Below are 9,906 nucleotides of genomic sequence, written 5' to 3'. Positions count from 1 at the left end.
ATCGTGTCCGGCTCGGCCGGCACCGCCCAGGCCAAGAAGGAGGCCCTGGAGAAGGTCGGCGTCCGCGTCGGCAAGACTCCCAGCGAGACCGCCCGCCTGATGCGCGAGGTCATGCAGGCGCGTTAGCCGTACCGGCCACCGCGGCCCCGGGTTCCCGGAGGCGCGCGGCGGGACGACGGAGGACGACGACGGAAGGGCGTCCGGCACCTCGCCGGGCGCCCTTCCCGTGTCCGGCGCTCGTACTAGCACATGTGGGGCTTGGGGCGCGGTGCGCGACACGCGGGGCGAAGGAGTCCCTTCCGCGCGGAAGATCCTGAGACCATCGACTGTTGTGACGGCCCTTTTCGATCAGCTCCGGACGGCCCCCCGCAATGTCCTCAGCCGTATCCCCCTGCCCGGCCTCACGGGTGACGACGATGACGTCCGCCGGCCGCTCCCCGTCTCCGGGATGCTCGCCGCCGCGTGGACGCTCGGCGTGGGGCTGGCGGTGCTCACCACGCTCACGCTGGTCGGCTGGATCGCCGCACCCCGTGGTGCGCTCGGCTCCGGTCTGCCGGCGGTGTTCCGCACCGCGGCGCAGGTCTGGCTGGCCGCTCACCACGCGGGGTTCGCGATCCCCGGTGGTTCGGTGGGGCTGCTCCCGCTCGGGCTGACGGTCCTTCCCGCCCTCCTGCTGTACCGCGCCGCGATCTGGATGGCCCGCGACGCCGACCTGCGGCTCCGGCTGCCCGCCCGGCTGCCCAAGAACAGCCCGAAGGAAGTGGCCAACGCCCGGCGCCGGGCGCAACTGGTCCTGATCGCGCAGGCGGGCATCTCGCTGGCGGCGCCGTACGCGCTGCTGGCGGGGACGATCGCGCTGATCACCCGGAACGAGATCACCCAGCCCTTCCTCGGTGACGTGCTGGTCAGTCACCTGGTGCTGGCCTTCGGCGCGGGCTCCCTGGCCGTCGCCAGGACGATCGGGCCGTGGCGGTCGATGCTGCGCCTGCTGCCCGAGCGGCTCCGCTCGGTCGTGGTGGGCACGTCGGCCGCCCTGGCGATCATGCTCGTGGCGGGCGCGGTCATCGTGCTCGGCGCGCTCGTGGTCAACTTCGCGCAGGTCAGGGAGCTGTCCGGGGTCCTGTCGCCCGGTTTCGTCGGCGGCCTGCTCCTGCTGCTCATCCAGTGTCTCTACGCGCTGAACGCGGTGATCTGGGGGATGGCCTACATCGCCGGTCCCGGCTTCACCGTCGGCACCGGAACGCTGGTCGCGCCGACGGGGGTCCAGCTGGGCACGGTGCCGAGCCTGCCCATCCTGGGTGCGCTGCCGGAGGCGGGCCCCACCCCGGCCTGGGTGATGGCGGTGATCGCGGTGCCCTTCGTGGCCGGTGCCGTGGCGGGTGTGCTGGTCGTCCGGGTCGCCCCGTCCCCCTCGTACGAGGGCGCCCCGCTGTGGGGGTTCGTCTGCGGCGCGGCGACCGGGGCGGCGGCCGGGCTGCTGGCGGCGCTGTCCGGCGGCTCGCTCGGCGGTGCGCGGCTGTCCACGGTGGGACCGTCGGGCTGGGAGGTGATGCTCTCGGTCACCCTGGAGGTCGGGGTCGCCGCGGGGATCTCCGCGGGGCTGGCCAACTGGTGGCTGATCTTCCGGGGGCACAACACGGCCGTCACCAAGGCGGCGGCCAAGGTCGGCACGGCCACCGCGCCGGTGCGCAAGGCGGGCGTCAAGCTCGCCAAGGCCGCCGGGTCGGTGGCCAGCAAGGTCGGGTTCGCCGAACCGGAGGAGCTGCGCAAGCTGCCCGGTCACTGGCTGGACGCCACCGAGTGCGACACCCAGCCGATCCCGGTCATCCGGGACGACTGGGAGGACGAGCACGCCTCGGCGGCCGCGGAGAACCCGCCGAAGCCCCGCCGCCCCGAACCACCGCGCCCGCCCCGGCGCGACATCGTCGACGAGACCGACGACAAGGGCGGCCACGTCATCTACCTGGACCCCTACGCCTGGGACCGCGACTGACGGCGGTGGCGGGGGGGTTCCCTCCGGGAGGGCCTGCCCCCCGGGCCACCGAGTGACCGCGGATCGGCCCGCGCGGGCGGCGCTCCCGGTGCCCCGCCCGCGCGGCGCCACCCGGCTCACGGGGAGATCGTGCCGGTCACGGGGGGAAGGGGAACTGCACCTGGCCGGGCTGGACGAAGGGCATCTTCTTCTCCATCGCCCGTTCGAGCTGCTCCACGCACTCGTTCTGGGACGCGACGGTGCCCGCGCCCCGGTTGCACTCGGTGTAGGCGGACAGCTCGTCACCGAAGTAGAACTGCAGGGCCGTCACCGCCGCCGACACCAGCAGCGCCCCGGCCGAGAGCACGATGCCCGCCACGGCGGTGCCGATGGGCTTGGGGACGGAGCGCAGCGCCGGGATCGCGCGGATCGACGCGACGAGCGCGAAGATCGACATGACGAGCCCGGCCACCGGGAGCATGAGCGTCATCACCACCGCCGCGAACGCGAGCCACAGCGCTCTCCGGCCCGCGCTGTCAGCCGGCCGCACCTGGACGGGTAGTGTCACCTGACCTCCTTGCATCGTTCGTACGGACAGGCCGATACCCTTGCAGCGGCGTGAGTCCCCTTGCGAATGGAGTGCGTCGGTGTCATCCCAGGCCGTTCGGCTTGTGGTCCTCGTGTCCGGTTCTGGAACCAACCTACAGGCCCTGCTGGACGCTGTGGCAGACGAAACCTACGGTGCCCGCGTCGTCGCCGTGGGCGCCGACCGTGACGGGATCGAAGGGCTGGCCCGCGCGGAGCGGGCCGGTGTGCCGACCTTCGTGGAGCGGCTGGCCGACCACCCCACCCGTGAGGAGTGGGACCGGGCGCTGGCCGAGCGTATCGCCGGACACCGCCCCGACCTGGTGGTCTGCGCGGGTTTCATGAAGATCCTCGGTGCCCCGACGCTGCAGGCGTTCCCGGTCGTCAACACCCATCCCGCGCTCCTCCCCTCCTTCCCCGGCGCGCACGGCGTCCGCGACGCCCTCGCGTACGGGGTGCGCGTCACCGGTTGCACCGTGATGCTCGCCGACGCCGGGGTCGACACCGGGCCGATCATCGCCCAGGAGAGCGTGCCCGTGCTGGAGGGCGACGACGAGGCGAGCCTGCACGAGCGCATCAAGACCGTCGAGCGCACTCTGCTCGTTGACACCGTCGGCCGGATGGCCCGCGAGGGCTGGACCGTCACCGGCAGGATTGTTCGTTTCGGACGACCCGGCGGATGAGCCGGGCGCCCCGGAGAAAACCGGAACCGACCAGGAGGAGCATCAAGTGACCCGCATCGCCATCCGGCGCGCTTTGATCGCGGTGTACGACAAGAGCGGGCTGGAGGAGCTGGCCCGCGGGCTCGACGCCGCGGGTGTGGAGATCGTCTCCACCGGGGGAACCGCCGCGAAGATCGCTTCCTTCGGTGTTCCCGTCACCCCCGTCGAGTCGCTGACCGGGTTCCCCGAGTGCCTCGACGGGCGGGTCAAGACCCTGCACCCGCGCGTGCACGCGGGCCTGCTCGCCGACAGCGGCAACCCGGCCCACGTCAAGCAGCTCGAAGAGCTGGAGATCGAGCCGTTCGAGCTGGTGGTGGTCAACCTCTACCCGTTCCAGGAGACCGTCGCCTCCGGCGCGTCCGACGACGAGTGCGTGGAGCAGATCGACATCGGCGGCCCCGCGATGATCCGCGCCGCGGCCAAGAACCACGGCACCGCCGCGGTCGTGGTCGACCCGGCCTCCTACGGTGACGTGCTCACCGCGGTGGCCGAGGGCGGCTTCACCCTCACCGAGCGCCGCCGCCTGGCCGCCGCCGCGTACGCCCACACCGCCGCCTACGACACCGCGGTGGCCTCCTGGTTCGCAAACGTCTACGCCGCGGAGGAGGGCGCCTGGCCGAGCTACATGGGCGCCGCCTGGGAGCTCCGCTCGTCGCTGCGCTACGGCGAGAACCCGCACCAGCGCGCGGCCCTGTACTCCGGGCAGCGGGACGGCCTGGCCAACGCCGAGCAGCTGCACGGCAAGGAGATGTCCTACAACAACTACCTGGACGCCGACGCCGCCTGGCGGGCCGCGTGGGACTTCGCCGAGCCCGCCGTGGCGATCATCAAGCACCAGAACCCGTGCGGCATCGCGGTCGGCGCCGACGTCGCGGAGGCGCACCGCAAGGCCCACGCCTGCGACCCGGTCTCGGCGTACGGTGGTGTGATCGCGGTCAACGGCGCGGTGACCGAGGAGCTGGCCCGGCAGATCGCCGAGGTGTTCACCGAGGTCGTGGTCGCCCCCTCCTTCACCGAGGAGGCGCTGGCGGTGCTCACCGCGAAGAAGAACATCCGGCTGCTCGCCTGCCCGCAGGGCCCGGCCAACCCGGTGGAGTTCCGCCGGATCGACGGGGGCCTGCTGGTGCAGACCGCCGACCGGGTGGACGCCCCCGGCGACGACCCGTCCACCTGGGAGCTGAAGGCCGGTCCCGCGGCCTCCGCGGAGGTCCTCGCCGACCTGGCCTTCGCCTGGAAGGCGTGCCGCTCGGTGAAGTCCAACGCCATCCTGCTCGCCGCGGACGGCGCGAGCGTGGGCGTCGGCATGGGCCAGGTCAACCGGGTCGACTCGGCGCGGCTCGCGGTCTCCCGCGCGGGTGACCGCGCGCAGGGCTCCGCCGGGGCCTCCGACGCGTTCTTCCCCTTCGCCGACGGCCTGCAGATCCTCATCGACGCCGGGGTGAAGGCGGTCGTGGAGCCGGGCGGTTCGATCCGGGACGAGGAGGTCGTCGCCGCCGCCGAGGCCGCGGGCGTCACCCTCTACTTCACCGGCACCCGCCACTTCTTCCACTGATCCGCCACCGCCGTACGGCTGCCGCACACGGGTGTGGCGGCCGTACACGGGAGACAGGAAAGTGGCGGATCAGACAGGACTAACTGGATGAAAAAGGTTTGACCTGCGGTTAGTCTGAAGCATTCCTTCCCTTCCCGCCGTGGAGATTCCTCATGCCCTTGCTCGACCACGCCCTGTATGCCCTCGTGATCATGCATGGTTTCTGGGCCGGCCCCTGGATGCTGATCATCATTGCGCTCGGCGCGGCCTACGTGGGTGGGCGGGCTGTGGAGTGGATCCCCTTCACCCGCCGGATTCTGGAGCGGAGGGAGGCGGAGGAGCGCGGGTGATCTCGTGAGAGGGTAGCCGTATGAGTGCGCAGATTCTCGACGGCAAGGCCACGGCAGCGAAGATCAAGGCGGACCTCACGGCGCGGGTCGCCGTGCTGCGTGAGCGGGGGATCGTCCCCGGGCTCGGCACCGTCCTGGTGGGCGACGACCCGGGCAGCCAGATCTACGTCGCCGGCAAGCACCGCGACTGCGCCGAGGTCGGCATCGCCTCCATCCGCAGGGACCTGCCCGCCACGGCCACCCAGGCCGAGGTCGAGGCGGTGGTCGACGAGCTCAACGCGGCCGACGAGTGCACCGGCTACATCGTCCAGCTGCCGCTGCCCCGTCACCTCGACACGCTCGCGCTGATCGAGCGGATGGACCCGGAGAAGGACGCCGACGGCCTTCACCCGGTCAACCTGGGCCGTCTGGTCCACATGGTCGACGCGCCGCTGCCCTGCACCCCGCACGGCATCGTCAAACTGCTCCAGGCGTACGGTGTGCCGCTCAAGGGCGCCGAGGTCGTCGTGGTCGGCCGCGGCATCACCGTGGGCCGCTCGCTCGGCCTGCTGCTGACCCGCCGCTCCGAGAACGCCACGGTCACCCTCTGCCACACCGGCACCCAGGACCTGGCGGCCCACACCCGGCGGGCCGACATCGTCGTCGCCGCGGCGGGGGTGCCGCACCTGATCACCGCGAGCATGGTGAAGCCGGGCGCCGCCGTGCTCGACGTCGGCGTCTCCCGGGTGGACGGGAAGATCGCCGGTGACGTCGCCCCCGACGTCGCGGACGTCGCGGGCTTCCTCACCCCCAACCCGGGCGGCGTGGGCCCGATGACCCGGGCGCTGCTCCTCGCCAACGTGGTCGAGGCCGCGGAGAAGCGCGTCCGAGAGCAGGGCTGACACACCGGATCGGCCCGCCGGGATCCCGACCGGCCCGGAACCGGCCGCCGGAATCCCGGCCGGCCCGCTAGGACGCCCTGCGGTTCGCGGTGGTGGCCGCCGTCTGAGGCTCCGGGGCGCCGGTCCCGCGCTGTGGCGGCACCACGGGGGTGGGCCTGACCAGCCCCAGGGCGACGACCTCGTTGGCCAGCCTGGTGCGCCGGTTGGTCCCCTCCGGGATCCGGAACTTCTGGTAGAGGCGGAGGAGGTGCTGCTTGACCGCCGCCTCCGTCACCACCAGGTCGTCGGCGATCTCCCGCGCGGTGGCCGGGGCGACGAACGCCTCGTCCGACAGCGCGGGGCGGCACAGCGAGGTCAGGACGTCGACCTCCCGCCTCGTCAGCTCCGGCGCCGCGGCGCGGCGGAGCTCGACCTCCGGAGCGAAGTCCTCCCGCGGAAGCCCGCCGATCCGGGCCCGCGCCGCGCCGAAGGAGACCACGTCGCCGTCGTCCAGCACCCTCCTGGCGATCGGCCGGCCGTTGACCCGGGTGCCGTTGCGCGACAGGCCCAGGTCGACGACGTACAGGTAGGGCCCGCGCCGCACGAACTCCGCGTGCAGCCGGGAAACGCTCGGATCGTTGAGCCGGATGTCCACTCCCCGCCCACGTCCGACCGTCGTGATCTCGGGGCGCAACGGGATCACCTCGCCGGTGTCCTCGATGCGTATGAACGGCCCCTCCACGGCAGTTCCTCCCCAGGTAGCCCGCCGTAACTATTCCTACAGCTCCGGCTTACCCAAACGCGGTGATGCGGAATCGCCTTTGCCATAAGGAGAATCCGGCGTGAAATTGGTCTGGACCTGTCGGGGAGGTTTCCGCTGCTCACAGGTAGACTTCGGTCACAGATAAGCGGAGGAAACACTCATGGCGGACAAGTCCACCAAAGGTCTCGCCGACGTCGTCGCCGCGTCCACAGCGCTCAGCGACATCGACGGCAAGGCCGGTCGCCTCTTCTATCGTGGTTACGACATACACGATCTGGCCGGCCGCGCCACCTTCGAAGAGACCGCGCACCTGCTGCAGTACGGAACCCTCCCCAACAAGGAGCAGCTGGCCGCCTACGGGGCGGAGCTGGTCCGGGGACGGACACTCGGCGCCCTCGTCGAGGCGAACATCCCGGAGGTCGCCGAGAAGCAGGCCCCCATGGAGGCCCTGCGGACGCTGGTCTCGCTGGCCAGCGGCGACGATCCGGACAAGGACTCCAACAGTCCCGACGCCAACCTGCGCAAGGCGGCCCGGCTGACCGCGCAGCAGCCGATCCTCGTCGCCCGCTACCACGCCGCCAGGACCGGGGGGGCCGTCCCCGATCCGGACCCCGGGCTGAGCATCGCGGCGAACTTCCTCCTGCAGATCACCGGGCGCGTCCCCGGTGATCGCGAGGTCGAGATCTTCGACACCTGCCTGGTCCTGCACGCCGACCACACGATGAACGCCTCCACGTTCGCCGCCCGCGTCTGCGCCGCGACCCTGTCCGACATGCACTCGGCCATCGTGGCGGCCATCGGCACGCTCAAGGGTCCCCTGCACGGCGGCGCCAACGAGCAGGTCATGCGCACGCTGGAGTCGCTCGACCCGGGCGCCGTCGCCCAGGCCGTACGTGACAAGCTCGCCGCGGGCGAGAAGATCATGGGCTTCGGGCACCGCGTCTACAAGACCGAGGACCCGCGTGCCACGCACCTGCGCCGGATGTCGCAGGAGCTCGCCGAGGCCTCCGGCGACGACAAGTACTACCGGATGTCGAAGGAGATGGAGGAGGTGGTCTTCGAGACGAAGGGCCTCTACCCGAACGTCGACTTCTACGCGGCCACCGTCTACCACTACCTCGGCATCCCGACGGACCTGTTCACTCCGGTCTTCTCGGTCAGCCGCATGTCAGGATGGACCGCGCACGTCATCGAACAGCACGCCGACAACCGTCTGATCCGTCCGGACAGCGAGTACATCGGAGAACGGGACCAGAAGTGGAAGCCGATTGCCGAGCGGTGAGCCCGACGCGGGCACGGGTGGCGAACCCGGTGCCCGCACGGGCGACGGGCCGTACGCGGGCACGCACCGCGGGACGGGTGGCGGGACCGGTACCGGCACGGGCGACGGGCCGTACGCGGGCACGCACCGCGGGACGGGCGCGAGTGGGGACGGTGGGCCGGTGAACGCGCGCGCGGCCCGGCCCGCCGATGACCGCTGGGGCCCGTATCCGCTGGTGGTGGCGGGTGCGCTCCTCGCCATGGTCTACGCGGTCCTGGTGGACCCGTACTGGGGCGGGTTCGCCCTCGGCGCCGTCCTGACGCTGGGGGCGCTGGCGCGGCTGGCCGGGGGCGGGCGGCTCGCCGTGCGCCGCACCGCGACCGACACCATCACGCTCGCGGTTCTCGGAATCGCACTGATGGCGGCCGCGATCGTCCTGGCGTATCCAGACCTCATGCCACGCCCATAGGTGGGATGAACGGGTGGATTGCAAGGCGATTACCGCCGTCCGATAGCCTCAACGGCCAGTGAGCCTCAAAAGGGACTGTCTGGCCATTGTCCGTTCAGAAGGGGAACCACACGCATGCCCAAGATCAAGGTAGCGGGTCCTGTCGTCGAGCTTGACGGCGATGAGATGACCCGGATCATCTGGCAGTTCATCAAGGACCAGCTGATCCTTCCCTACCTCGACATCGACCTGAAGTACTACGACCTGGGGATCGAGCACCGCGACGCCACCGACGACCAGGTGACGATCGACGCCGCCAACGCGATCAAGCAGTACGGCGTGGGCGTCAAGTGCGCCACCATCACCCCGGACGAGGCTCGGGTCGAGGAGTTCGGCCTCAAGAAGATGTGGAAGTCCCCGAACGGGACCATCCGCAACATCCTCGGCGGCGTCATCTTCCGCGAGCCGATCATCATGTCGAACGTGCCGAGGCTCGTCCCCGGCTGGACCAAGCCGATCGTCGTCGGTCGTCACGCCTTCGGCGACCAGTACCGCGCGACCGACCTGAAGGTCCCGGGCGAGGGCACGCTCACCCTCACCTTCACGCCCAAGGACGGTTCGGAGCCGATCGAGCTCGACGTCTACGACTTCCCCGGCTCCGGCGTCGCGCTGGCCATGTACAACCTCGACGAGTCGATCCGCGACTTCGCCCGCGCCTCCATGCGTTACGGTCTCGCCCGTAACTACCCGGTCTACCTCTCCACGAAGAACACGATCCTGAAGGCCTACGACGGCCGTTTCAAGGACATCTTCGCCGAGGTCTACGAGACCGAGTTCAGGGCCGACTTCGAGAAGGCGGGCCTCACCTACGAGCACCGCCTGATCGACGACATGGTCGCCGCGGCGCTCAAGTGGGAGGGCGGCTACGTCTGGGCCTGCAAGAACTACGACGGTGACGTCCAGTCCGACACCGTCGCGCAGGGCTTCGGCTCGCTCGGCCTGATGACCTCGGTGCTCATGACGCCCGACGGCCGCACCGTCGAGGCCGAGGCCGCCCACGGCACGGTGACCCGCCACTACCGCGAGCACCAGAAGGGCAACCCGACGTCCACGAACCCGATCGCCTCGATCTTCGCGTGGACCCGTGGCCTGGCGCACCGCGGCAAGCTCGACAACACCCCCGAGGTGATCGAGTTCGCCGAGAAGCTGGAGCAGGTCTGCATCGAGACCGTCGAGGGCGGCCAGATGACCAAGGACCTCGCCCTGCTCGTCGGCGGCGACGCCAAGTGGCTGACCACCCAGGACTTCCTGGCGGCCCTGGACGAGAACCTGAAGAAGAAGGTGGGCTGACCGGCCACCCGGCATCGTTCGAAGGGCCGCCCTCGGGCGGCCCTTCTCCCGTTGCGCGGGCCTG

General features: G+C 71.0%; 10 protein-coding genes and 1 pseudogene. 9 read left to right on the top strand and 2 right to left on the bottom strand.

From position 1 onward, the window contains the following. Window positions 1–126, top strand: a pseudogene (locus tag ABD841_RS23800) (succinate--CoA ligase subunit alpha); the annotation flags it as partial. Between the two features lie 205 nt (window positions 127–331). Further along, window positions 332–1,993 carry a cell division protein PerM gene (locus ABD841_RS23795; protein WP_344975870.1) on the top strand — a complete coding sequence of 554 codons (1,662 nt, stop codon included), beginning with the start codon at window positions 332–334 and terminating at the stop codon, window positions 1,991–1,993. 136 nt (window positions 1,994–2,129) lie between these two features. Here the strand turns inward: ABD841_RS23795 and ABD841_RS23790 are convergent, their stop codons facing one another. After that, window positions 2,130–2,540: a hypothetical protein gene (locus tag ABD841_RS23790; protein ID WP_344975867.1), complete on the bottom strand. Its 411-nt coding sequence runs from the start codon at window positions 2,538–2,540 to the stop codon at window positions 2,130–2,132. A gap of 79 nt (window positions 2,541–2,619) precedes the next feature. Here ABD841_RS23790 and purN point away from each other — a divergent pair, with 79 nt between their 5' ends. The 4 genes from purN (at window position 2,620) to ABD841_RS23770 (ending at window position 6,041) form a co-directional block, all read left to right on the top strand. Beyond that, window positions 2,620–3,240, top strand: a complete 621-nt coding sequence (gene purN / locus ABD841_RS23785) for a phosphoribosylglycinamide formyltransferase (RefSeq protein WP_344975864.1) — start codon at window positions 2,620–2,622, stop codon at window positions 3,238–3,240. Between the two features lie 46 nt (window positions 3,241–3,286). Further along, a complete protein-coding gene (gene purH, locus ABD841_RS23780) occupies window positions 3,287–4,831 on the top strand; it encodes a bifunctional phosphoribosylaminoimidazolecarboxamide formyltransferase/IMP cyclohydrolase (RefSeq protein WP_344975861.1) in 1,545 nt (514 codons plus the stop codon). A 152-nt stretch (window positions 4,832–4,983) separates the two neighbouring features. After that, window positions 4,984–5,160: a hypothetical protein gene (locus tag ABD841_RS23775; protein ID WP_344975859.1), complete on the top strand. Its 177-nt coding sequence runs from the start codon at window positions 4,984–4,986 to the stop codon at window positions 5,158–5,160. A gap of 20 nt (window positions 5,161–5,180) precedes the next feature. Continuing rightward, window positions 5,181–6,041: a bifunctional methylenetetrahydrofolate dehydrogenase/methenyltetrahydrofolate cyclohydrolase gene (locus ABD841_RS23770; protein WP_344975857.1), complete on the top strand. Its 861-nt coding sequence runs from the start codon at window positions 5,181–5,183 to the stop codon at window positions 6,039–6,041. Window positions 6,042–6,108: 67 nt separating this feature from the next. Here ABD841_RS23770 and ABD841_RS23765 read toward each other — a convergent pair whose 3' ends face one another. After that, window positions 6,109–6,762 carry an FHA domain-containing protein gene (locus ABD841_RS23765; RefSeq protein WP_344975854.1) on the bottom strand — a complete coding sequence of 218 codons (654 nt, stop codon included), beginning with the start codon at window positions 6,760–6,762 and terminating at the stop codon, window positions 6,109–6,111. A 181-nt stretch (window positions 6,763–6,943) separates the two neighbouring features. Here ABD841_RS23765 and ABD841_RS23760 point away from each other — a divergent pair, with 181 nt between their 5' ends. From ABD841_RS23760 to ABD841_RS23750, 3 genes are all read left to right on the top strand, one after another. Beyond that, window positions 6,944–8,065, top strand: coding sequence for a citrate/2-methylcitrate synthase (locus tag ABD841_RS23760; protein ID WP_344975851.1), 1,122 nt, complete (start codon window positions 6,944–6,946; stop codon window positions 8,063–8,065). A 160-nt stretch (window positions 8,066–8,225) separates the two neighbouring features. Beyond that, window positions 8,226–8,513 (top strand): DUF3017 domain-containing protein, encoded by a 288-nt coding sequence (locus tag ABD841_RS23755; protein WP_344975848.1) that lies wholly within the window; start codon window positions 8,226–8,228, stop codon window positions 8,511–8,513. A 114-nt stretch (window positions 8,514–8,627) separates the two neighbouring features. Continuing rightward, on the top strand, window positions 8,628–9,842 hold the full coding sequence (locus ABD841_RS23750; protein WP_344975845.1) for an NADP-dependent isocitrate dehydrogenase: 1,215 nt from the start codon (window positions 8,628–8,630) through the stop codon (window positions 9,840–9,842). The last annotated feature ends 64 nt before the right edge of the window (window positions 9,843–9,906 follow it).

This window comes from Streptosporangium fragile, assembly GCF_039534445.1.
Taxonomy (GTDB): Bacteria; Actinomycetota; Actinomycetes; order Streptosporangiales; family Streptosporangiaceae; genus Streptosporangium; species Streptosporangium fragile.
This window is presented reverse-complemented; position numbering and strand designations above follow the sequence as displayed.

Excerpts from the sequence above, each read along its gene's own strand:
- ABD841_RS23775 (WP_344975859.1), top strand. The coding sequence starts at position 4,984 with ATGCCCTTGCTCGACCACGCCCTGTATGCCCTCGTGATCATGCATGGT.
- ABD841_RS23770 (WP_344975857.1), top strand. The coding sequence starts at position 5,181 with ATGAGTGCGCAGATTCTCGACGGCAAGGCCACGGCAGCGAAGATCAAG.
- ABD841_RS23760 (WP_344975851.1), top strand. The coding sequence starts at position 6,944 with ATGGCGGACAAGTCCACCAAAGGTCTCGCCGACGTCGTCGCCGCGTCC.
- ABD841_RS23750 (WP_344975845.1), top strand. The coding sequence starts at position 8,628 with ATGCCCAAGATCAAGGTAGCGGGTCCTGTCGTCGAGCTTGACGGCGAT.